The organism is Haloimpatiens myeolchijeotgali (genome assembly GCF_042688525.2).
Classification (GTDB): domain Bacteria; phylum Bacillota; class Clostridia; order Clostridiales; family Clostridiaceae; genus Haloimpatiens.
The window spans coordinates 1655618-1680975 of the sequence record NZ_JBHWAB010000001.1 but is presented as its reverse complement, the minus strand read 5'-3'; the positions used below and the strand labels follow the sequence as shown (position 1 = coordinate 1680975).

The window sequence follows — 25358 nt, the reverse complement described above, 5'->3', positions numbered from 1 at the left end:
AATTATATATGAACAACAAATATTTATGGTTGCTTTATAGGCAACATTTAAGTAAGGAGGATTTCTTGTGGCTTCATACATGGAAATGGTGAAATATAGAGTTCAATTAAGAAAAATCATTCAAAATCCTGATAAAGAATATTTTATAAAAAACATTTTATCTAAATATGATAAAGATTCTGATTTAGTTTTTGGACACGCTTTATCAGATTTTCAATTCTCAGATTTAAAAAATACCATACAAGATTCAAAAAACATGACTTTAGGTAGGTACATCCAATATCTCGTAGATTCCAAAGGCATAAAAAAAGACTCAATAGTATATACAAAAGCAAATTTAACTAAAGAATATTGGAGTAAATTAATTAATAATAAAACTGCTAATCCTTCTAAATACAAAATTATTAGGATTGGACTTGCATTAAAACTTAATTGTAAAGAAATAAATGAATTATTAAAAGTAGCGGGTTACTCATTTAAACCTAATAATCGTGATTCTGCTATAATTTGGTTCTTTGATAACCACATTTATGATTTTCCTGATATAGATGAATTATTGACTACTTTAAATTTAGAGCCTATATTTGATGCTTAACTATTAATTTCATTTTATATTTTTTAAAACAACTTTTTGGAATACATAAATCCGATATATAGTTAAAAACTCTTAAATAACTACGGTTTAATTTTGAGATTTTACTATCAACATTATATTTATTGATTAAAAGTTATAATTATCAAGTATTCAAAGGATTTATTGAGTTATTTACATTTAGCATCTGAGAAATAATATTCTCTTTTTAGAGAATTTAATTGTGACTATTTTACTTATCCAGCTCTTTAATTTGAACATGTTGAGAGTTTTGAGAGATTATTTTTATATCATCAATAAAAAAATTATAAATAGCTATATTATTATATAAACAAATATAAAAAATTTATCTCATTCCTCTCAAATGGCATCAAATAAGAGTTTAATCAATACCCCTTATGCTTTATAATTTCTCAATAAAAGATATTTTTTCTTCAGTTGCTATACTTAACCAAATGAAAAAGAGCCTCTCTTAAATTAATTAAGAAATGCTCTTTTAAATATATATATTAACTTTACTTTGAGTAAAGATTATTTTCACACTAAGTTATAATATTTTAAGCTTTAATAAGTAAATTTATTCAAAGTTATTCCTATATATCCAGATATTCTTTTGCTTGTAATCAATTTTGAATGTATTTTATCCTTATAAGCATTTTCCAATTCTTCTTTAAATTTGTTTCTACTTACAGCTTTATAATTATTTTTGGTACAATAATTTTTATAATTATTGTATAAGATTGTACTTCCAATTTGTGCATTTTGATTTAATTCACAACAGTCTTTAACGAAAGCTAAAGCATTATTTGATTTTAATTTATATGATACAACTAACTCTTTAGTTGTATTTGTTTCCGTAAATTTAAATCCATTATTTACAAGCCTTCTCAAGCCTTCCATAGCCCATAAAAAAACATATTCTTTTTCTTTTTCAAGCTTTTCTGGAAGCATAACATCTATATCCTGATCATTAAATTTTCTTTCAAACCTAACAATTATCATTTTGTTATAAAAAGCATCACTTTTGTCACCATAATTTTGAGGTAAATTATTACAAGCAAATATTAATTTAGCTTTATTCACAAAAGCAAATGGGTCTTTGCATTTTTTCTCTGCCTGTATAGGGTCTTGTCCTACCAAGGCTTTTATAAATCCTACATCTTCAATCCCCTTATCTGGAAGTTCCGTAGCTATATTAGCTATTTTCCCAAAAAGCTCTGCTTTATTAAATCGCTCATTAAGATGCTGAAGATTTATATGCGATAAATATTCTTGCCCTATTATAGACATAATTAAATTTAAAAATGTTGTTTTTCCACAATCTCTTGGTCCTTGTATTATGAAGAATTTTTTAGCTTTATTAAAAGTTGACATAGTATATCCTGCTATCTCTTGTAACAATAATTGAAATTCTTTGTCTGACACTACATCATTTAAAAATTTATTAAATACACTTCCTTTTGCATCAGAATTATATTTTACATCTAATTGTATAGTTGATATAAAATTATGCTCATGACCTTTCAATTCTCCTGTTAAAATATTATATAGACCATTTTTTACATTTATTATATTAGACTCAGTATCTAATTCATTAGGTGCTTTTATAACTTTTTTATCAATAGCCCATAACCCCTCAACATCTCTTATTAAACTCATTTTACATAATCTATCTTCAATTTTATCTTTTATTATAGCTTGTACTTCATTGTACTTACACTCTTTATAAACTCCTTTGTTATATAAATAAAATCTCGCTGCTGAATATATAGATGGGTTTTTATTAATAAGATACCTTGATAGCAATCCAGTATTAACTTTTATTCTACCTAATTCATCTTTCTCATACCAAGTACATTCATCTTCTATAAGTTCCTTTGATTTTTCTTTCAACTTCAATAACCTTTCTTTTTTTCCTCCTAATTGAATCCATTCCTCTAAATCACCACCTGTAGGTAAAGTTAAATCTTCATCTAATTTAATTATTTTTAAAGATTTAACTACCTTTCCTAAATCTTTAGCTACTTGATTCATTAATTTGTACCCATTATCATCATTATCAGGAATTAGAATCACATTTGCTCCTTTTAACTGCTTCTTATATAATTCAATGTAAGGTTCTTTCCATGAATTAGAACCAAACGCTATAGTAGTTGAAGTAAATCCAAACTTATCCTTTATTAGCTCAGCACATTTTTCTCCTTCTACAAAGTAAACATCCTCTTCATCCTTAATAGCTTTACTAATCTCCTTTAGATTATATATATATCTGCTCTGCTCTTCCATACCTAACTTCCATCCGTCATTAGTCCTTGTATAAGCTTTAAATACTTTGCTTATCTTTCGGTTGCTCTTTAAAATTATGTTTCCATAGGCATCTTCTTCATGATATCTTACAATTTTATAAGCCTCATTTCCCATATTATCTACATAAATATATGCATTATCTTTTACCAATCTGTAATCATCATCAAGCTCATAAGATATATTGAAAATATCTGCCAACTCCTTAAGTACATTAAAGAATTCTTGCCCTCTGATACTTTTATTTTCAATAATACTATAGGCTGTAAATATATCTCCAGATATTCCACATGCATGACATCTAAACCCTCTTTCATCTTTAGTTAATCCTGCACTTGGGTTGCTATCATTATGTTGAAAGCATTTAAAACTTTTTCCTTTTATCTCTATACCTTTTAACTCCAAATACTTTCTTAAATAATTCTTTATTTCGTCAACTAACTTTTCATAATTTCTAATTTTTATCAATAATATTTCCCCTTTCATTTTGTGTTATAAATATATAATAATTTTTTTGTCAAATATTTTAAATAGAAAAACAGTTCTACATGGTTTTAGCCCTTTTAACCTATTGATATATCAGGCTTTTACTCAATTGATACACCAAGTATTACAAGTTCCTACCTAATACGACTAAAACACACATAGCGGTAGGAATATTTCCTACCCTAAGTGCTTATTATATATAAATTAATCAAATAAGGAGGGATAAAAAATATGAATAACACACTTTTTATAGCAATTGATGCTGGTAAAGATAGTACAAAATTTGTGTATCATAATGCCTTTAACCTACAACGAGATATGTTTAGAACTAAAGTTCAAGAAGTAGAAAACCTTGGAGTTGATGTTGAACATAACACTTTCATGATAGAATTTAACGATAAAAATTATTTAATAGGGGATATGGTCAATGAAAATAAGCTTAGCTTTGATTTATCCAAAAAATCCATCGAACATAAACTTGCTATATATGTTGCAATATCAAAAGTTATAAAAAAACATCCTTCTATAAGAATTAAAATTGCGGTAGGAGCCCCTTTGAGTATATATAAAAATGCTACTCTCAAAGAAGAATATAGAGACTATATTCTTAATAATGGATTTGTTAGCATGACTATAAATAAAGAAACTGTAAGGTTTAATATAGATGATGTTCTTATATTACCTGAATCAATTGGTCCTATATATACTTCACTAAATGATTATAGAAACACAAGAGCAACAATAATTGATATAGGAGGCTTAAACAGCAATATCTGTAGATTTAATAATCTTGTTCCTGACTTAAATAGTATGTTGGTTGCAAATAAGGGTGGTAATGTTTTAAAAAGCAAGATAGCAGATGCATTAAGTAGAGAATATGGAGTAATACTTTACAAGGATGATGTAGAACAAATATTAAAAGATGATGGAATTCTGTTTATTAATGGAACTGCAAAAAAAGGAAGTAAAGAATTAATTAAAAAAATAATGAAAGAACATCTAAAAGATATAATTAGCTTTGCAAAACAAAATGAATTAGATATTTTCAACAGTAATGGAAAAGTTGTTTTTTGCCGCGGTGGAAGTTTACTTCTAAAAAAAGTTATTCAAGAAACTTATCCTCATGCTACAATTTCTCCAGATTCACAATTCGTAAATGCCATGTCTTTCTATAAGGTGTTACTTATTAAAAATGGACAAGCGTAAAATTTCTATTAGCTTTTCTAAAGAATATGAGGATTTGTATGAACATATAAAATATATGAATAATAGAAGTAACTTTATATGCCAGGCTATAAAAGAAAAACTTTACAAAGATACTTCAAATAATGATTTACAGGAACTTATAGAAACAGCTTTAATCAAGGTTCTATCCACCTCTCCTAATATTAATATAGATTCTAATATTTCTAAAAGAAATATAATCTCGGAACAGGATAAGGAATTGATAAATAATATATTTTAACAATAAAAAAACTGTGGATCTCTAATTATCCGCAGTTTTTTTATCCATGTGATATACACTAAATGAATAAATACAATTTCAAATAATTTTTTCTGATTTTAATTTAAATTCATCTCCGTATTCATCAAATGCCATTTTATAAACTTCACATCCAATATATTTTCCTATATTAATAAGTTCAGATACATAATTTTCATCACACTTATAACCAATATATATAGCGTCTACCTTTATACCAGCTTCTGATAAATCTATAAGCTTTCCAGTATTATTATTAGGATTCAGATTTAAATACAAAAATCTATACTCTTTTTCGTAATTCCAAAAGTTATGTTTACAACTAAGTGAAAGATAAAAATAAGTAAAATACTCATAAAACTTTTCTGTTGGCTTTTTTAAATTTTGTGAATACGCTTGAATCATTTCATTAATTATATTAGTTACAATTACTGCACTTTTAGTTCTCACAGATTCATATGACACTGGAAATATACTTTGAGCATTTAACACTGAATATTTTATACAATATCCTTTATGATTGTTTGCATAATGAGCCCACATTGGCATATTATTATCAACTTCAGAACTAAAACATGATGCGAAAGTAATGTTTCTAAACAACTCCAAATATTCATCTATATATTCAGCTGTCCATTGTGTCCCTTTTAGTTTTTCCGTATCTACAGTCATCATTTTAAATTCAAATGGGTCGTTAAACCTTTTATAATGTGCGACCCACACTTTATTATTTTTTAAGGAATCTATCTTCTTTTTATTTTCTTCTTCATATTTTATATATCTATTATCTAATAATGGAACATATTTGTATAATGTTTTTGGTACAAAATTATTTTTGTATTCTATAGCATTAATTAATCCTTCTCTCATTTTGTCCCTAAATATATTTAAATCCATTTTGGAATCCATAACATCCCCCTTTTCTGCTATTAACTAACTCCTAATGCCTTAAATACAGCATCAATAGGGTCAGAATAAAATATAGGCTGAACCTTTATTAATAAATCTGGAGGAACTGTTTGAAATTTCACTACTGCTGATGCAGGAATTAATACCTTTTTTGCACCTGCATCTACACATACTTGTAAACAATTTGCAAATTCTTCTACTTCCATTATTGTTCCACCATAATTCATATTTCCTAATACAACCATAGATTCTTGAACTGGCTTTTCTAATGAAGCTGAGCAAAGTCCTATAAATTGAGCAACAGCAAGTTCATTAGTAAGACCAATCCCTTGTAAATCACTTATATGCATTAAAAAATCTTTAGTTTTAGTGCTTATTGATGCACTTATACTCTTACTATTTGCAGTAAAATATCTAAAAGCAGTATCTAAACTTTCTTTTGCTTCTCTATCAGAGCCTACTCCCGATTTTTCAAACTTACCACTTCCAGAAACCACTTGATTCTCTATTTTATATACACCTATCATTGAACCTGAATGACCTACAGTATATACATGTCCTGGTTTTCCTAATCCTTCTGGAATTAACTTTCCTCCACCTTGTTCAGGAACTGATACATATTCTTCTTGCATAGTTTCTATATCTATGTAAGAAAAATTAACATCATAAAACTCCATTCCACCTATCTTCTTTAACTGTTCTTTTACCCTTCTCCTACCTATAAGAGCATACTTTAATATTTCTTCTAAATCTTCTTTGGTAAACTCTCCATTAGGATATATCAGTTTTATCAATCCTGATATTGTCTTTCTAACAGCTATAACATCTCTTTGGTTTAAATTATTGCCAAGCTTAAAATCCTTATTAATAGCATCAGTAAATGAACGCTTTCTCATTTCTCTAAAAAACTCTGATACATAATCTGCTATAAAACCATATCTATCAGTTAAAAGTTCTGGTCTCATTTTAGGTATTTCCCATCCTGGTAAATAATAATGCATCCTATCAAAGAAAGCTGAATCATTGGCCATTTCTTCTGGAAATGGAGCAAACAAATGTGATGTCTTTATTAAAGAATCAACACTTTGATTAATGTTTCCTACAAAAACCATAGATGCTGAAGCATTTTTTTCTTCTTTTCCTCTTGCAAAAGACCCTGATGCCATATAATCCTTCATTATTTGAATACCATCTTTATCTTTAAATCTTATTCCAGCTACCTCATCAAATGCCACAGTATCCCAAAGACCAACAAGTCCAATTTTTCTTGTGGACATATTATAAAAAAGATTAGCTACTGTACTTTGTCCGCCTGATACAAGTATACTATTAGGTGATAATTCCTTATATACATGTGACTTTCCTGTTCCCCTTGGTCCAAGTTCACATAAGTTATAATTATTTTCAACAAGTGGAACAAGTCTCTCAAGCATATGCCACTTTACTTCATAAGGTAATTGAGTGCTTTCCATTCCTGTAGAACGAATTAATATATCTATCCATTCATCTTTAGTGAAATGCTTTCTTCCTTCTAATATCTCTTCTAAATCCATATTAGGCATTTGTATTGGTTTTAAGCTTGATATACTAAAAGGACTTTTTGATTTTACTTCTTCATCAAAAAAATATTCCATCTTTAATATGCACCATATTCCCCCTTCAAGAAGTTTCTCAAATTCCTTAACATAGAAAGGAGCTATGGGAACATTTTTTAATCCTAAATTAGAAAATTCAGCTTCATAAATATCTATCTTTTCATTTAATTTAACTGTAATTTTATCAATAATGGTATATTGACCCAACTCTCTAATCTTAGACTTAACTTTTTCAGCTTCATCAGGTCTAACATAGTTATCTGATAAAATCTTCTTTACTCTTTCAATTCCTTCTTGTAAGCTGTCATCATCATCTGTTGCACAGTACATTCCAAGTAAATATTCAAGAACATAAACAGGGACATTATATCCCTGTTTCATTGATTTTGTTAAATCTTTTCTTACAACTCTTCCTGCAAAATATTTATTAAGTTTTTTATCTAAATCTAAAGATATTCCTTCATTTTCCATGTCTATTTTACACCTCTTCTAACTTTTAAAAATCAAAGTCACTTGCTATTCCTAAACTTATTGTAAAAGGTATTTCTTCTAAAATTACTCCCGATTCTTTATCTTTAATTATAAGATAATACTTCTTATTCTTATCATAATTCATAGGTTTTAAGGTTAATTTAGTTTTTATAGTTCTCTCTTCTGGTCTATCAGTCGTTAAATCAGCAATTATTTTTTCAATGTTCGATATAATATTTCTATCACTATCACTCATATAAATTTCTAAATTAACCGGAGTTACCTGCTCACTAATACTTTCTGTTTGGAAAAAATTCAGAGTAAATATACTGTTAGTTATTTTTCTTACTTCATTTGTAAGTTTCACTTTTACTTTTTCAGCTTTTATGCTATTTTTATAGCTACTTCTTATATTTTTAAAAGCCACAACTGGGACAACTAATTCCTGAAGTGTTGCCCCTCCATGCACAAATTTAGCTCCTTCTCCTTGAACTTTAAATCTTATATGTGATTTAGGCATGTATGCAAATACATCTTTATTCTCTAAAAGATATGACATATTTACTTTTATAAGATTATCATTTTCTACATCTTCTTTTGATATAAAACTTCTTCTATTTCTATCAATGAAAGACATATCTTCTTTTGAAATCTTATCACTTTCCTCTAAATCACTTCTTTGATATATAAAACCATGGTCTGATGTTATTAACACATTTACACCACCCAGCCACTCGGTTATCTTATGAATTAAGTCCATTATCTCATCAATTGCTTTTTGTACTGCTTCAAAAGTATATATTTCTGTAGCTCCTTTATCAGCAGTAGCATCAATTGTATCATGGTAAAAATAAACAAGTTTGTATCCTTTTAATTCTTCTATAAATTCAGTTTTGCTCTTAGGTAATTTTTGAAAATCTACAGCTATACTATTCTCAAAATTATTTTTTAGTATTTTATTTCTATTTTCCAAACCACTGCTATCAATATTGTCTACAAATGCTCTTCCATCATCTTTCAATTGAATTTTATTATGTGGAAGAAGAGATGCCATACCAAGTTTTGTTATAGATGGAATAGTTGAAAGACTATGATGAATCTGAGTAGAATTAATTACTTTTTCATTTAATTTTTCTGCTATTTCCACTCCTATTTCATACCTTAATGCATCTGAAATAATAACAAATACTCTGTCTCCATTTGAAATCATAGGGTTTACATAAGTTTTATAAAACTCTCTTTGATTGATAATACCAGGTATAGACCAATCTTTTTTCATGTCTTCATTTATAGAAGATGTCCAATTAATACCTATTGCAGTCAAATACCAATTTGCATATAAGTTCTCTGCTAAAGTTTTTAGCCTATTTATTACATTACTTTCTGGTTGCAAATCATAAAAATAATAAAATTTTCTATAATAAGTATCCATTTTGTAATATTCATTTGCATATTCTTTGAACAATTTATCATTATTTTTAGGTAATATACCTAAATTATAAGTCTTATAGAATCTATACATTTCTACTACATTTAACAAAGCTTCATAAATCCCTTTGTAATTCTTGTAAAAATGTTTTGTTCTTCTGCCTTTTATTAATTCAATAAATATCTCATAATCTTCTATCTTATTTTCTAAAGAACTTACTATATACTTAATTATTTCCCTATCAAAGACTTTTAGTATATCTATCTCTTTATAATCGTCAACATCTAATTCTTCAATAATATCAGCTATTTTCGTTTCTTCTTCATATATTTCTGATAGTTCATCATATTTTTCATAATCTATTCTATGATTTTGGAAGTGGTCAATAAAAATAAGACAATTAGGTTTATTCTTTCCAATAAAATCACTTATTCTGCTTAACTTATCTTCATTTATAAAACCACCTAAAGCAGTAGATATTAAATATATAAACAACTTCTTTAATGATTTATCTTTACCTTCATAACCATATTTTAAGGAAGTATATTTCCAAAATGCTTTATCTATATTATATTTCTCAAAAGCTATATAAAACTTATTTTCACTCTCTATTAAAGACTCCTTAAGTACAGCTTTTAAAATTTCTTCAAAATCCATGCTCTTGGAATTACTCAAAGCTCCCAAAATAGATAGTTCAAGTTGTTCTTGATTATTTATTTTTTCTCCATATTTACTAAACTTTTTTCTTCTTTCAATTGCATTAAAAAATTCTTTATAAGCTATAAATTCTTTTCTTATAAAAATATCTATATTAAGCTCCTTCATTATTAATGAAGCTTTATCTGCATAAAATTGTGAAGAATAAAGCATAGTATCAAGCATCCAATTATCTCTATCATTTGTAATTTTTACAGTATTATATATTAAAAAATTAGATTCTGTATCTTCTTCCTCCAATAAATACTTGGTATAAAAATTATTGTTTTCTTTTAATTTATGTACCTTAACCCCTTCAATATTTATTTCATCTATTATATCTTCGAACTCTTTTTCATAATCATTCCAAAAAACTATTTTTCGTTTTTCATAAGATTTTAGTGGTTCACTAAATTCTTCTTTTAAAGCTTCTATAATATCAATATTAGCCATTTTTACGCTCCTTATCACTCATTTACATAAATAAATCCCTATTATAATTATAACCTTTATAACAGGGATTTTACATATACTCTTTACAAGAAACACTAAAACTTTCTATGCCTCTTATTTAATTATATAAACTCAGTTGTTTAAATCTTATTTTTATTTATATTTTACTTAACAAACTTTTGAATTTTTCATAATTTACTTTTACTCCATCATCTAAATCCATTTCTATTTGACTATCTGCCATATGATGTAAAACTTCATCATATTTCTTTAATTCATCTATTTGCTTATCAATAGCTGTAAGCTTTTTCTTAGCATCACGCTTTTCTTTAGTACTATAATCTCCATCTATTACATCTACTAAAGATTTTCTTTCTGTATCAAGCCTATCTTGAAGTTCATGTAAATAATCTGTTCTTATTCTTGATAAAGTCGTTTTATCATATCTATGCATATAAATTAAACAATTAAAAGCTTTTTGTCTTCCTGATGTAAATAACCAATATATAGGTCTCTTCTTATATGTTTGAACATGGTCTTTAAAGAAATCTTTAAGGAAATATCTTCTTATAGTATCTTTTGCTGTTTCATTATCCTTCTTTCCAAGTATTTCAGCTATAAAATTAAGGTTTTCTGATAAAGTTTCTTCTCCAAAAGTAACTTTTACAAATTCCACAAACTTAGCTACTATATCATCTTCAAAATAACTATCTGAAAGTATTGGTATGATGTTATCCTCATCAGCTTTAAATGTTTTATATTTTGAAGATTCAAACTCTCCTCCAGCATATACAAGCCCTTCTTGGTCTAAAGAATATCTACCAAGCATACAGCCTACTGCATAAGATATAAATGATTTAATATCTCTTTCTCTATCAGCTCTTCTTATAGTAACATCTTTTTCTTCAACTTCTGGAGTCATTTCATCTTGAAGACCATATATATCTATAAAAATTTTATTTAGTTCTTCTTCATTTTCTTTTAACTTACGAAATTGTTTTTCAGCAAATTGATACCAATTATTAAATGTTTCTTCTACTTTATTATTATTATTAATTTTATAAGTTAAAATAGGATGTTTTTTAAACCCCCATGAAATTTCAAAAAAATCCCAGTCTTTTTTCGAAATACTTATACTTATCTTTACTAATTCATCTATTTTATTTCTTAGATTATTATCATCTGTTATAATAACTGGTAAATTAGATATATTTCCCACTTGAAAGTTCATAGTAGGATTTTGAGTCTTTAAAAATTGAAAAGTTAATTTTGAATTTAAATATCCAGTCAAATAATAAATATCTTCGTCTTTAGGAAAAACAGATGACCCTGCAACATCAAATATAAATCCGTTAGGTGAATATCTAACTCCAAAGTTAGTAGAACTAATAAACGACCAAGTAATTCCTTGTCTAAAATAAAATTTAGTATTTTGCGGTCTCGACCTTAATTTATCATTTGAATCTTTAAAATTTTTAATTTCTATACCATCTTTTTCCCAATTAACAATATAGGCATTGTTTCCATACCATTTTCTGAATTCTCCACCCTTATTATATGGAAACCACTTTAGTTTGCTTTTTTCAATTTCGTCACTACAACAAAAATTTAATCCTATTTTATTATAATTAACTTCATTCCAATACCTCAAAAACTTATCATTATCTCCAGTTTGCAACCCTACTTTTGGTTCAGCAATATTACTTAATTTATTAAAACATTCAAATACTTTATGAACTTTGTCACTCACCCAATATGCAATAGGAGTTCCTGATACCTTATTAAATTGTTTACTAAAAGCAGTATATCTATATTTAATTTGTGAATTTTTTATTGCTTCTAATGTTTTTATTGACTGGTTTTCACTTCCTGTAAAATCAGACAACTTTATATATTCACCTGATAAATCAATATTATAATTTCTAATTGTAAATGTACAAACTGGAACACAAGCTTCTGGGAAAGCATTATACTCTAATTGAATAAGTGAACTTATATTTTTATTTTTAACTATATATCTTCTTAAATTTTCATAAGATGATATAAACATCCAAACAAAAGGTGTTAAAAATCCTAAATGCCCATTATTTTTAACTTTCTTCATGCAATAATCCACAAACGCTGAAAATAAATCAGATTTTGTTTCTTTATAGTTGCTTTTTATGAAATTAGTTAAAATTGGATTCATATATTTAATTCCCATATATGGAGGATTAGTTACTAAAATATCATATATATTACTCATTATATCAGCTTGTTTTATTAACTTTTGTAACAATTCCTCTACTTGTTTATTCTTTGAAGCTTGATAATCTATTTTATCTACTGGATTATTTGATATATAATCACATCTTTTTTCTAAAAACTCTTTATCAAATTCTTCTACCTTTATAAGTGAACCAATTATTTTAGCATCTCTAAACTGTTCTATAAATGCTTTTGTCTTATCGTAATTTTCTCCTGATTCTTCTCCAGATATATAAGCTATATCATTATCATTTAAGTTGTTAGTTTCTTGTATAGACGCTATATTAATCTTTATTCCTTCTCTTTCTATACTTCTAAGAAGCCTTCTATTATATTTCATTCCCATCATAATAACAGCAAAACAAGCAAGTTGGTAAGCTCTATCATCTATATCAAGTCCATAAAGGTTATTTTCTATAATAAGCCTTGGAATTTCTCTGTTCATATATCCACATTTTTCATATATTTGATACAATACATCAAACATATAAACTAATATATGTCCTGAACCACAAGCAGGGTCAAAACACTTAATATCCTCTACCTTTAACTCTTTGTTTATATATGGAGCTAATTTTTCTTCAAAATCTGGTTCTGGATTAGGATTTTCAAGATAAAATTCCCATTCTTTTTTTAATTCATTATGCTCTGAATGAGATTCTACCCAGTATCTACCCAATGAGTTTTGAACCATATATCTAACTATCCAATCAGGTGTAAATAACTGAGTAGCAAATGGTATTTCTTCTTTTGTATATTTCTTTTTAGCCTTTATAACCCTATCTTTTTCTTCTGAATTATAATACTGATAAAGCCATCCTATAATCTCTACATTTTCCCAGTCACTTTCTGGTATAAGATTAGTGTCTGTAAGTCTTCTAACAAAGGTTCCTTCATTTAAAAGACCATCAGGAAGCAATAGCTCAGTATAATGTCCTATCTTTTGAAACATGAATGGAAGAATTTCATTTAAAGCGTTACATTGAGCTATTATCATATACTTAAATAACCCTTCCATATCATTATTTAACTTCATTTCATATATATTCTGTTTATCCACTGGAAGGTCTACATTACTCGCTTCTTTTATTAAGTCAGGTTCAACACTTCCTTCAGTAGCAGATGATAAAGCTCTAACCCTTGTAGGCATATAATTATTTACTTCCATAAATCTCAATGCTGTGAATCTATTGAACCAAGTATATGCAACTTCTTCAATTATACTCTTGTATCCGTCATCACCTTTTTCATTTATAACTTCTATTTTTTTTATAAGCTTTTCTCTTTGTAATTTTTCATCTTTACTAAGTGGTCTTCCATTAATAACTATAGAATCACTACTTACTATATTAGAATTTTTTATGCTATCTTTTTCTATACCATATTGACGAGTCTTTACTTTTATTTTATCTATTAGCTCTTTTCTCGATTCCATAGCAAAACTCTTCAGTATATTTTTATCCATGTCTTAACCCTCCATATATCAAGAAAACAGGAGATATAATTTTATCTCCTTTTACTCAATCTCTATTTCCTTATCTTCTTTTATTATTGATGTAAGTCTATTTTTAAGCTCTCTTATATACACTTCAATATCAGCTTCTGTTTTTAAAGATTTAATATCTACTAATTTAGAAACTGTTATTTTTTCAACTTTTTTAGGTTTTACTTGTGGTATTTTAATCTCTTCTTTAGTTTCTTTTATTGTATTTTCCTTTGCTTCTTCCTCTAATATCTTCTTATATGCTGATATTTCATTGTCTATTTGCCCCTCAAAATATTCTCTTTTATTTGAACTTATGGTTATAGAAGCATCTAATCTATAAATATCTTTATAATTTTCTATATCATTAAGTTGTTTATCATAAAATACTTTTATAGCTTCTGCTATTCTACTTTTAACTCCATACTGATTTGATTTTAATAAACAATAATCGTAATCATTTTTTATTCTTTCTTTAGCCTTTTCTTTTTTATCTTCAATTATTAAATTAAATCCTTTTTCTATATTAGAAACTATATCTAATATATTTCTTATTTTTTTATATGGCATAGGGTCATTTAGTACTTCATTTAACTTAGCTACTTCATCTAATAAATCTTTTTCTAAATAGTCTTTGTTATCTTCACATTTTTTAGAAATCTCTAAGCCTTTATCAAATATTTCTTTTTGACTTTTAAAGAAATCTACTGCATAAACTACATCTTCTATCCAATCAAGTAGTTCATCTTCTTTATTTTTTATCTCTGTAAAAAATCCTAAATTATCTCTATGATCAGTAATTTCTCTAAATATACTAAGTCCTTTTTGAAATAAACTTTTTCCTGGATATTTTTTACCTTCATATTTATTTAAATAAGAATTAATTTTTTCTACCTCTTTACTTATTTTATCTTTGATTACTATTATTATAGAATCTTCGTCATCTGGCAAATTAATACTTCCAAATGCATCTAAGCATATAGTTTTTACTTTTCTAATGAGAGTTTCATCTACTTTTATTTTTTTATTAATTATAACCCTATCTACATTTGCTGTTTTTGTTAAAGCATCTAATACTTTATTAGGGTTTTCTGGTTCTAAAAATTCACCATTAAACATAATGTTTATATTTTGTTTCTTTAAAAGTTTTGAAACTACACCTGCAATATCTATTTCATTCCATCCATATGGAGCATCACTAAATCTATTTAAAATTATCTTCATTCTTATTTGCTGATGATTTTCTTCTTGAAAACATATAAAATCAAAGATTTCTTTTTCTGCTAAGGCATTGTCATATTGGTCTACTGCATCAAATCCTAATTGCTCTATATTGTTTTTTAGTAATGCTACTATCTCAGCTTCATCTGATATATTAACATTAATATATCCTAATTTATTAAAAACACTATTTGTTAAAAGATTAAATCCTGCATTGATTTTTTCTCTTGCTGAACTTCCTTTTATTTGTGCTTTTTCACCATTTATATAATAATTTCCTTGCACAAGTGCTTTTTCTAATAAATCTTTTACTCTACTTTTTCTTAATCTCATTTCACCTTGCTTAATTGTTATTATTGCTTGTTTATTTTCTGGAAGTGAACTTATATTTTTCTTTCTAACATATGATTCTATTTTTAATGCTTCTCTTAGTTCTTCTATAAATTCATCCTCGTCTGTAAGTTTAATAATTATTTCTTTATCTGTAAAAGATTTTAATATAAGGTCTTCATCACTTTTATAAAAGCTATCACAAAGTGGTGTTAATATATTTATGCATAGATTACTTGTTTGATTTCCAATTCCTATATCATCTAATTTCTTATTAAATGTAAAAGAATAATTTTTTGAATACTTATATTTAGGAGCATCATATATCCCACTAAATATATCTTTTATGATTTCTTTCCTTAAAGTTTCATCTTCTATTATCTCATTTTCAATATCTTTATTAACATCTTGTTCATCATCAGTTAAAAATATATAATTATCTCCATTTTTTTGTATAAGAGTTTGTGATTGAAGCTTTCTTAAACACTTTTTTAACTCTTCTTTCAGTTGTAGTTTATCTTCATCTATATTGGTTATCATTAATGTAGCTATATTCTCTAAATTAGAAGGTACTTCATCATTTAAATACTTAATCATGAATAATAGCTTTAATAGCTGTATATTCATAGGATTTTCTTTAAGTTCTGGATTCTTTGATGCTCTTTCTATAACTCTTGAAATTGAAGGATTTAAAAACTCTTCAATTGTATTATAAAAGGCATGAAAAGGTATCAATATACCATCTTTTTTATCTGCATATTTTAAAACTGATTCTTTGAATGCAGAAATCATAGACCTTTCCCCTTCAGATAAATGTTTACCAGAAGAGCCATGCTTTCTAACTTGCTCAAATACACTTTGAAGTATTTTAAATTGATATGGAATAAAAGGATATACTTCTACAAAATCCTCTTCATCTGCATAACTTAAAAGGTCTTTTCTCGCATTTTCAAAATTAATTAAATTTTTTAATATAGCATTTTTTTCTCTATATAAATCTTTTAAAAGTAATACCGCATTTTCATCTTTTTCAAGAATACGCTTTTTTATAACTTCATCAACAGAAATTGATGACATACTAAGTCTTGTATCAAATCTTCCTTGTATTTTTGAAAAGTCATCTCCTTTTACTTTTACAAGAGAATCTATACTCTCTTGTGATGTAACCATTATCCAAACTTTACCTTTACAGTATGTACCTAAATCTTCTGCTACTGTTTGAAGGTTTAGCATTAAATCTTTATTGTCACCTATATATTGTCCAATTTCATCTACAAGAAATACTAAATGGAAGTTCTCACCTTTACCTTCTATGTATTCTTTAACTTGTTTTGCAAACTTTTCAATACTTATTTCGTAATTATTTACGCCATCTCTTACATATTCATTAGCACTTTCTAAAGAAATGTTTAAAACTTTAGATATAGCTTGTGCTACATAATCTTTATCTAAAAGGAAAGCGTTTCTTCTATACATCCACTCTTTTCCTCTTATATTCATAAATTCTGTTTTAAACTGTTCATAAACTTCATCTTTCATTAATTGTTCTTCCATATAAGCAACGCCTGGAATTTCACTACAAAGATTTCTATGTTCATTGAATACTTTAACAAATATCCTTAATATAGCATCTTCTTTATTTTTATTATTAATAGGATTCTTCGAGTCTATATTAAACAAGATAGTCTCAGTATTAATCTTTGATATTCTTTCCATTTCAGCATATAGCATTTCATCTTGAACTTTATCCTTAAAAAATTCGATGGGCTTTTTACCAAATACGCTTTCATTCTCTAATAAGTATGATAGTATTTTTAAAAAATGTGATTTACCACTTCCAAAAAATCCTGAAATCCAAACACCCATTTTATCAGTTGTTCCGCTTATACCTTTACTATAATTTTCGTAAAATTTATTTAAGTGTTTTAATACTTCCTTAGTTACTACATATTCTTCTAATTCTTGATATATCTTATTTTCATCTATTTCGGAAGCTTTAATAACTCCACTAATTTCACGAGAAATATCTTTTTCAAACATATTTCTTATAAGCATTTTCGTATCCCCCTTCTTGCATCTATACTAATGGAAACGCTCTATAATAGTTTTCATCTTTAAATTTTTTAAATAGTTTTAAATCTTGACCACTATATTCTCCTGGATAAAACATAACCAATGGCTTTTTCTTCAAATATTGCTGTAAATTATTAAGAATATTATGAGAACGCATAAATGGATATACTTTTCCTATTCCAGTCAGAAATATTATATCAAAATCTTCAGACCTTTCTTTTATTATTTTACAATAAATATCAGAATTTACAAAGGTCCCAACAGCTTCTAATATATATTCTTTTCCTTCTCTATTTTCAAGATTAATTATTTGCTCAAAATCACCTTCTTGCTTTAAAAATCCTATTAACATTTTATATAAATCAAATTCTATTATTTTTCTATTAGAATTTACTTTATTAAACTCTTTTATTATGTATTTAACATATTCTCTAACCATTATTTCTTCTTTAGGGTCATAATCAAAAATATAATATTCTATTTCATTTCCAAGGCCTTTCCCTTTTATAAAGTTCTCAGAGTTTAATTCATTTATAATTTGTTCGAGTCTATCTCCTAAGGATACTTTTTTCAAACAATTCACCTCTATTCTATATATTCTCCCATTGCTTTAATATATTGTTTTTCACCCATACTTAGTAAATATTCTTTAAGTTCTATAGGTATTAATAATTTGTTAAGTTTTCCTGTTTTTACATCTTCTATCATACCTGCTTCTGATAAAATTTTAAAGATTACTTGCTTTAATTTTGCAATAGTTTGTTCACTCCATCCCGCCACTATTTCACTTTGTTCTGCCTTTGATGTAAAAAACACATTGATATCTTTTTTTTCTATAAAGCCATAGTTATATTCTATTTTCTCTCGTATAACTTCATCCATAAATTCAAAAAATAATTTATCATTTTTCATTATGGTATATAAATTTATTATAACGCCATATCCCAATGGGTCTTCAAGTAACATATTAATTAAGTTATCATCTATTGAGTTAACTCTTTTGATTAATGGACTTAATCTTCTACTTATACTTGATTTAAATTTATATTGAAATAAATTTTCTTCTAACACTCTTTTCCTTATTTCTTTATCCGAAAAGCCTTCTTTTTTTAAGTTAGCTACTATTTTAAATTCATATAATAAGAATGATTCTCCTGTTAATTTAGCACTATAATTTATATTTTTCATATATTCACTTCCTTCTATCTCATATATTTTAACATATTTTTTATTAAATAAGAGTGTTAGAGGACATTTTCATTTGCAGTAAATCCTTATTTTTAGTCAAGAATATCAGCAGTAATAAATATAAAGAAAAAAAAGCACAAGAGGTATTGAATACTTCCTGTGCTTTTTGTCTAGGATTTAAGTACGACCAAAAACCCTAAGAACATCATACTAAAATTGAATATAGATTTCAATAACTTTTTGAAAGATTATGAAAAAAAGTATCTTAAAGGGATTTGTTTAAGGTCAATCCGCAAGGAATTAAATATACCAAAGTCAGATAAACTCAAGAAAAATGGAACTTTTGAACGTGGAATATATTATACTGTAGAAAATGATTTAAAGTATTCAAGAATTAAAATACAGACTTTATTATGGCAGCACGCCTCCGGCGAAAAAGAATACATAAGCATATTTCCATCATTTGTTGTAAAGTATAATAAAGTTTCTACAGATTTAATTGAGTATATAAGTACCAATGTAAGAAAGGGTGAGAGTGTTTTTGATTACATAGAAGAATATTTTACCGATAGGTATAAAACAGCAAGAAAATTTTATTTTTATACTCACCTTATTTTTTATACAATTAGTTCATAAAAGAAATGAGGTGATTTTAATGTTTGAAGGAAGTATCAAGACAAAAGATGCTATCGCATTTTTTAGGTACTCAGTTATTCTCCCGTTACTTGAAGCAAAACCAGGAACTATAAGAAAAACAGCCTATCAGCTAGCGCATAAAACCTTTCATGATCCTGTAAATAGGCGGGTTATTACTATTGGAGAAAGAACAATATATACTTACTATGCCAATTATAGAAAATATGGTTTTGAAGGATTAAAACCTAAGATAAAATCAAATAAGGGGAAACATCCCTCTATACCTGAAGAAATTATAAAAGAAATATTAGCATTAAAAGAAGAGCTTCCCTGTCGTTCTGCACAGAAAATCATTGTTATGCTTGAACTTGCTAATAAAGTTGATAAAGACTTTTTGAAAGTTAGAACTGTAAATAGAATTTTAAATTTTTATGGGTATACAAGAGAAAGCCTTTCTAAAGATACAAGGGTTTATGCGAAGCATGAAAAAAAGGCTGTAAATGTGATGTGGCAATCTGATATTATGGAAGCATTTTATATTTCAGATGCCAATGGCTTAAGTAAATTAGTATATCTTATAGGTTTTATCGACGATCACTCCCGTAGAATTTTACACTGTCAGTTTTATTATGATGCAACTTTAACCAGACTTGAAGATTGTTTAAAAAAAGCAGTCATAAAATTTGGAGCACCATCAAGTCTTTATGTGGATAATGGTAAAGTATATATTTCCGATAATTTCAAACTCATTTGTGCAAAGCTTGGTATCGTTCTAAAATATTCAACTCCGTATCATCCACAGGGGAAAGGGAAAATTGAAGTGTTTTGGAAGTATGTGCAAAGTTCATTTGTATCTGAAATTAAAGAGCATAAAGTAACAAATATAATGGAACTAAATGATATGTTTCAAGGATGGCTTAAAACGGAATATCATGATAAAATTCATTCTTCACTTGGAAAAACACCTATAAAAACTTGGGAATTTTCTATAGAAAATGGAACAAAATTAAGATTTTTCTCCCCAGTGCAACTTGATGAAATATTTCTACATTATGCAGAAAGAACTGTTAATAAATATGGAGTTATTTCCTTTGAAGGTAACACTTATGAGATTGATAATAAACTTGTAGGTAAGAAAATTGGTCTTAGATATAATCCATTTCACTTGGATTATGTACACGTATATTACCTCGATAAATATTTTGGAATAGCAAAAATTATTGATCTTAAAACACAGAAACATAAATCTGTAAGAAAATTAGAAGAAGATCCATGTGTAAATTCCGAAATATCAAAACAATACTTAAGTAACATAAAAAGTCATTATCAAAAATATCTTCAGGAACAGATAAATGTATCTTTATCCAAAGATTTAGTAATTTCAAAAGAAGAAAAGTCAGTAAAAGGCACTACTGATGAAATCATTTCAAGAGCACCTAAAGATAAGACATATGTTATAGATAAAAATGAATTTGTAACTATCGTTTCAAAATTACTTGATATAACTTCTGTTACTTTTGCTGAAAAAGGAAAGCTCTACGAGCTGTGGGACACTTTTAAAGAATTTAATCGTGAGATTTTAATATCTATCCTTACAGATATTAAAGAAAACACACCAGATTTCAAGAAAAATTTTATATACTATTTAGCACAATTAAAAATAATGTATTTATCAAAATTAAATTTAGAAAAACACAAACCGGAGGTTAAATGATATGAATACAAAAATTCAAACAGCAATACTAGAAAATTTTAAATTTAGCAAAATCCCATTTTTAAATAGATCAAAACAAAGTTTTCAGTATGAAAATTTTAATAATAACTCTGATGTTATTTCTACAGTATTTTATTCAAGACAAATTGCTGTAGTTACTGGTGCCTCCGGCACAGGAAAGAGTTCTCTGATTTTTTATTCTATAAATGAACTTGATCCTTCTGAATTTAGAGTAGTTGGTTCAGAACTGTCTAATCCAAATAAAAAAGCACTGTATAAAACATTAGCTCTCAAGCTAAGGTTAAAACCTGCATTTAATGCTGATGATATAAAAAATCAAATTATAACTTATTTTAATGAAGAAAATGCACAAGGAAAATTCAACTGCATTATTATTGATGAAGCACATACTCTTTCAATCCCAATGTTTGATGAAATACGAAGTTTTTATGATGAAGGCGGAAACTTTTCGTTAATTCTTTCTGGTTTACCGCCACTACTAAATCAACTTAATCTTTCAGTAAATCTGCCTTTAAAACAGAGAATCTCTTTATTCTTAGAATGCTCTGGATTAAGTCTTGCACAAACTAAAGAATACATTGATTATCAACTTGATATGGCAAAGTGTGCAAATTCAATAATTGATAAGAAATGTTTCCCAATTATACATAGTCTTACTTCAGGAGTTCCAAGAAAAATAAATCAATTATGTTATGCAGCTATATTTGAAGCTTATAAACTTAAAAAATCTATAATTACTGAAGATATTCTAAAAATAGTGGAGGAAAAGTTAGCTTATGCAAAATAAAAAATATAATAAATTAAGTCAAACTAGGCCTTTGGCAGAAGATTATGAGCTTAATTTCTGATTTATAGTAAAGGATAGTGATGTATAAAAATGATTTTTCAATGTATAAATAAAAAAAGAAAAGAAAACTGGACTGGAAGAATAAGTTCTATAATTAATTATGGCAGTCATTTTGAAATAAAATAGAAAGCCGCTCAGGCATATTAGTGTTAGTAGGTAAAACTTCTCAAGGAAACTTTGCCTGTATACCTGATTGGGGAGCTGGATGTCATTTAGCATGTTTAAGTGATGAGTTTTATAATACAGAAAAACTTTCCAATGTTATAGGAACTGTAGATGGTATTACTGTTGCTTCAGCTCTGGCTGCTATCGCAGATGAAATAGATTTAGCATAAATTTTCCAAAAATTTATGCCGCAGGCTGTTGATTATAAATAAAAACTGCCTGCGGCTTTAAAAGATATTTTGCTGCAAATTTTCTTGTCGCGGTTGCTGCAAATTGAGATGACTAATAACACTAATATAAACCTTTTTCCTATCTATCCCCCAAAGTAACAAATTGATACCTTTATTTTAATTGAGTCAATTCTTTTTTTTAAAAGTAAAGGTTTATTGTTTAGTTACAGTTCCTGTTCATAAAAAAAATCTCTTGCTTTTTCACACGCCTCAAACTCTGATTCCTTCGTTGCCCTTTAAAATAAAGTCTTGCTTCTTCATTCTTCTCATTATACTAATCAAATTTATTTGTCAGTTTATTCGAAACATAGATGTCATTTGCTTAGGCACTTTTCTTTTCAAATTTTCTAATTGAATTTTTTCTTTCTCCATGTTTAAAATATCATTGTTGTCTTTATAAAAGTAGTAAGCATAGTAATGTCCCAAATATTGTGTTCTGACATCTTTATCGTTTATCAAAATCATTATTTCATCATAATTTAGTTTTTCATAATTGTCATGAATAATTACACTTTGTGTTAAATTCCAAATTGCAAGTTCAACGGTTCTTGTTGATACATTTTTATGCATTCTTAACCATCTTCCACCATCTGTATAAAATGCTCCATTTCTTGCAGGAATTAAACACGCTACTCCTATTGCTAATGACATAGAACCAAGTAGAAATAAAAATATATTTTTTGTAATTGTACCTAATGGTAAACATATAACTCCAACTATAATAGAGGTAATTGGTCCCCCTAAAAGGACACGTCCAAATTTTTTAAAGTTATTGACATCATCATTTTGTGGAAGTGTTGCTCCAAGTCCTCCCCAAAGAGAAATATTCTTTTCTATATAAAATACAATTTTATTTTTATCATTGCGTTTAAAACCCAAAGGACCTGCTATAAATAAATAGAATTTGAACCCTTGCATTAATCCAATAATAATATGACCTAATTCATGAACAGAACTTGAAATTATAAAACATAGTATTGCATATAGAATAAAAAGTAATATCTCTATCATAAATCCTCCTAAAATAATTAATAATGTAATGATAGACAAACCATTTTTCTCATTTATATCAGTTTTATGTATATATTACCCATACTACTTTAACTTATAGATATGTTCCCATACACAAAAGCCCTTGAATGTAGATAAACACATCAAGGACTTCAATCATTTATATTACTATATTTTAGCTACCTGTGTTCCCTTTTAAGCCTTACCACTGTCTCAACGTGCATGTAGGGGTTTTAAGAAATTAAAAGGAAACACATTGTCTTTAACATTTTTATTCCTCTTTTTATAAAACTTAATTAATTCTATACAAAATCCGCCAATCCCTAAATCTAGGATTCAGATAATCTTTACCTTCATTACCAACCTTATTTAACTTTTTTATAAATTACTTTTTAACAAATATAAAATCAAAATCCATGAATTCATAATAATAACTAAATTTTTTAATACTATAGTTTTTAATTTATAAAATAGTTATCTTTTATTTACTAATTATCAAAAAACGGATTCTAATTAGTAAAAATCTTGCATGATTTCATTCATATTCCGCTCAAAGTTCCACCATCTAAAAATTTAATTCTAAAATATCACTATCATAATCCTCCTTACTTATTATTTGAAAATTATATTTATTTGATCTACATCTTTTAATTTCATCTATAATATCTAGTTTATAATTAAAGTATATTTTACATTTATTATTCCATTTAATTATTTTAGCTATAGTTTCTTTATTAGGATGCCCATGAGCTCCATTAGTTGAAATAATGTAGTTTTTACAAGTTACTTTTTTTAATAGTCCACTTGATATATTATTTTTACTACCATGATGTGGCACCTTTAATACTTCAAAATCCAAATCTTCAATTAAATTGTATTTTAATAAATCCTCTAGTGATTTTAGAATCTCATCTGAATAAGCATCTCCTAAAAAAAGATATTTCTTTTTTTCTACTATTAATATAAAACTTATAGAACTTTTATTTGTTATAGTTTTTTCTATAGTAATATTTTTATTTGCCAAATTTTCTATGTCAAAAATTGTATTCGAAACATCATTTAATCCTTCATGAAAATCATCAGAATTTGAAACAAAAGATTCAAAAGCATCTTCTGACTCTTTACATACAACATGTTCAATTCCTTCTGTTTTTAAGTATCTTTCCCATTCATCTAATAAATCTTTTAAATCATCTTGTGTTGGGGTAAGGATTATCATCTTAACTTTATTTGATATTTCTATAACATTTTTATTATTATCTTTATGTTTAAATACAGCTTTATAATAATTCCTATTTATATTATACTTTCCTTTTAATAATAGTTCAGAAAAAGATTCACCTTCTGAATAACCAACATCAGCTAAATCTTCTTCAAAATCTTCTTCAAAATCATCTGTGTTAAAATACCTACTTGAAGATATCTCTTTCATTCTACACTTATAATTAATATCTAAGTTTTTCTCTAAGTTTTTTTTGCTTAATATTTGTCTATACCCATTAAATAAAATATTCTCTATCTCAATATTTTTCTTTAAATTATTATTTTTTAAAAATTCTATTCCACCTAAAATATGATCATTATCTATATGTGTTATGATAAATATATCTAAATGCTTGTTATTATCTTCCAAGCACTTCATTTCATCCATTATATAATCATAATAGGTACTTTTATATCCCGAGTCAATTAGTATATTATATTTTTGGTTGTCTATTGATACTAAAATTGAATCTCCACCTTTTGCTGGAAAAACTTTTATATTAACATTCAT

17 protein-coding genes are annotated in these 25358 nt (G+C 26.7%); 7 read left to right on the top strand and 10 right to left on the bottom strand.

The features are described from left to right. Positions 1-67 precede the first annotated feature (67 nt). Positions 68-595: a hypothetical protein gene (locus ACFIJ5_RS07565; protein ID WP_379805670.1), complete on the top strand. Its 528-nt coding sequence runs from the start codon at positions 68-70 to the stop codon at positions 593-595. Positions 596-1156: 561 nt separating this feature from the next. Here the strand turns inward: ACFIJ5_RS07565 and ACFIJ5_RS07560 are convergent. Then, positions 1157-3364: a phage/plasmid primase, P4 family gene (locus ACFIJ5_RS07560; protein ID WP_379805668.1), complete on the bottom strand. Its 2208-nt coding sequence runs from the start codon at positions 3362-3364 to the stop codon at positions 1157-1159. 249 nt (positions 3365-3613) lie between these two features. On the opposite strand from ACFIJ5_RS07560, the gene ACFIJ5_RS07555 reads away from it, so the two are divergent. Then, a complete protein-coding gene (locus ACFIJ5_RS07555; protein WP_379805666.1) occupies positions 3614-4588 on the top strand; it encodes a ParM/StbA family protein in 975 nt (324 codons plus the stop codon). After that, positions 4575-4847 carry a hypothetical protein gene (locus ACFIJ5_RS07550; RefSeq protein WP_379805664.1) on the top strand — a complete coding sequence of 91 codons (273 nt, stop codon included), beginning with the start codon at positions 4575-4577 and terminating at the stop codon, positions 4845-4847. The genes ACFIJ5_RS07555 and ACFIJ5_RS07550 overlap by 14 nt, the downstream gene beginning before the upstream one ends. Positions 4848-4925: 78 nt before the next feature. Here ACFIJ5_RS07550 and ACFIJ5_RS07545 read toward each other — a convergent pair whose 3' ends face one another. From ACFIJ5_RS07545 to ACFIJ5_RS07515, 7 genes are all read right to left on the bottom strand, one after another. After that, the gene (locus ACFIJ5_RS07545) at positions 4926-5774 is read right to left on the bottom strand and encodes a DUF2971 domain-containing protein (RefSeq protein WP_379805662.1); all 849 of its coding nucleotides are present in this window, start codon (positions 5772-5774) and stop codon (positions 4926-4928) included. Between the two features lie 20 nt (positions 5775-5794). Continuing rightward, the gene (gene brxL / locus ACFIJ5_RS07540; protein ID WP_379805660.1) at positions 5795-7840 is read right to left on the bottom strand and encodes a protease Lon-related BREX system protein BrxL; all 2046 of its coding nucleotides are present in this window, start codon (positions 7838-7840) and stop codon (positions 5795-5797) included. Positions 7841-7865: 25 nt separating this feature from the next. Continuing rightward, positions 7866-10418 (bottom strand): BREX-1 system phosphatase PglZ type A, encoded by a 2553-nt coding sequence (gene pglZ, locus ACFIJ5_RS07535; RefSeq protein ID WP_379805658.1) that lies wholly within the window; start codon positions 10416-10418, stop codon positions 7866-7868. Positions 10419-10575: 157 nt separating this feature from the next. Beyond that, on the bottom strand, positions 10576-14130 hold the full coding sequence (pglX, locus tag ACFIJ5_RS07530; RefSeq protein WP_379805656.1) for a BREX-1 system adenine-specific DNA-methyltransferase PglX: 3555 nt from the start codon (positions 14128-14130) through the stop codon (positions 10576-10578). Positions 14131-14181: 51 nt separating this feature from the next. Then, on the bottom strand, positions 14182-17754 hold the full coding sequence (gene brxC / locus ACFIJ5_RS07525; RefSeq protein ID WP_379805654.1) for a BREX system P-loop protein BrxC: 3573 nt from the start codon (positions 17752-17754) through the stop codon (positions 14182-14184). A 22-nt stretch (positions 17755-17776) separates the two neighbouring features. Continuing rightward, positions 17777-18346, bottom strand: a complete 570-nt coding sequence (locus tag ACFIJ5_RS07520; protein ID WP_379805652.1) for a DUF1788 domain-containing protein — start codon at positions 18344-18346, stop codon at positions 17777-17779. Positions 18347-18357: 11 nt separating this feature from the next. Next, on the bottom strand, positions 18358-18960 hold the full coding sequence (locus ACFIJ5_RS07515; RefSeq protein ID WP_379805650.1) for a DUF1819 family protein: 603 nt from the start codon (positions 18958-18960) through the stop codon (positions 18358-18360). Between the two features lie 240 nt (positions 18961-19200). Here ACFIJ5_RS07515 and ACFIJ5_RS07510 point away from each other — a divergent pair, with 240 nt between their 5' ends. The 4 genes from ACFIJ5_RS07510 (at position 19201) to ACFIJ5_RS07495 (ending at position 22513) form a co-directional block, all read left to right on the top strand. After that, the gene (locus ACFIJ5_RS07510) at positions 19201-19596 is read left to right on the top strand and encodes a hypothetical protein (RefSeq protein ID WP_379805648.1); all 396 of its coding nucleotides are present in this window, start codon (positions 19201-19203) and stop codon (positions 19594-19596) included. A gap of 19 nt (positions 19597-19615) precedes the next feature. Further along, positions 19616-21310, top strand: a complete 1695-nt coding sequence (locus ACFIJ5_RS07505) for a DDE-type integrase/transposase/recombinase (protein WP_379805646.1) — start codon at positions 19616-19618, stop codon at positions 21308-21310. Between the two features lies 1 nt (position 21311). Beyond that, positions 21312-22118: an ExeA family protein gene (locus ACFIJ5_RS07500; protein WP_379805644.1), complete on the top strand. Its 807-nt coding sequence runs from the start codon at positions 21312-21314 to the stop codon at positions 22116-22118. A 206-nt stretch (positions 22119-22324) separates the two neighbouring features. Beyond that, positions 22325-22513 (top strand): hypothetical protein, encoded by a 189-nt coding sequence (locus tag ACFIJ5_RS07495; RefSeq protein ID WP_379805642.1) that lies wholly within the window; start codon positions 22325-22327, stop codon positions 22511-22513. A 351-nt stretch (positions 22514-22864) separates the two neighbouring features. Here ACFIJ5_RS07495 and ACFIJ5_RS07490 read toward each other — a convergent pair whose 3' ends face one another. Together ACFIJ5_RS07490 and ACFIJ5_RS07485 are read right to left on the bottom strand one after the other, a co-directional pair. After that, positions 22865-23584: a M50 family metallopeptidase gene (locus tag ACFIJ5_RS07490; RefSeq protein WP_379805640.1), complete on the bottom strand. Its 720-nt coding sequence runs from the start codon at positions 23582-23584 to the stop codon at positions 22865-22867. A 565-nt stretch (positions 23585-24149) separates the two neighbouring features. Further along, positions 24150-25358 carry an MBL fold metallo-hydrolase gene (locus ACFIJ5_RS07485; RefSeq protein ID WP_379805638.1) on the bottom strand — a complete coding sequence of 403 codons (1209 nt, stop codon included), beginning with the start codon at positions 25356-25358 and terminating at the stop codon, positions 24150-24152.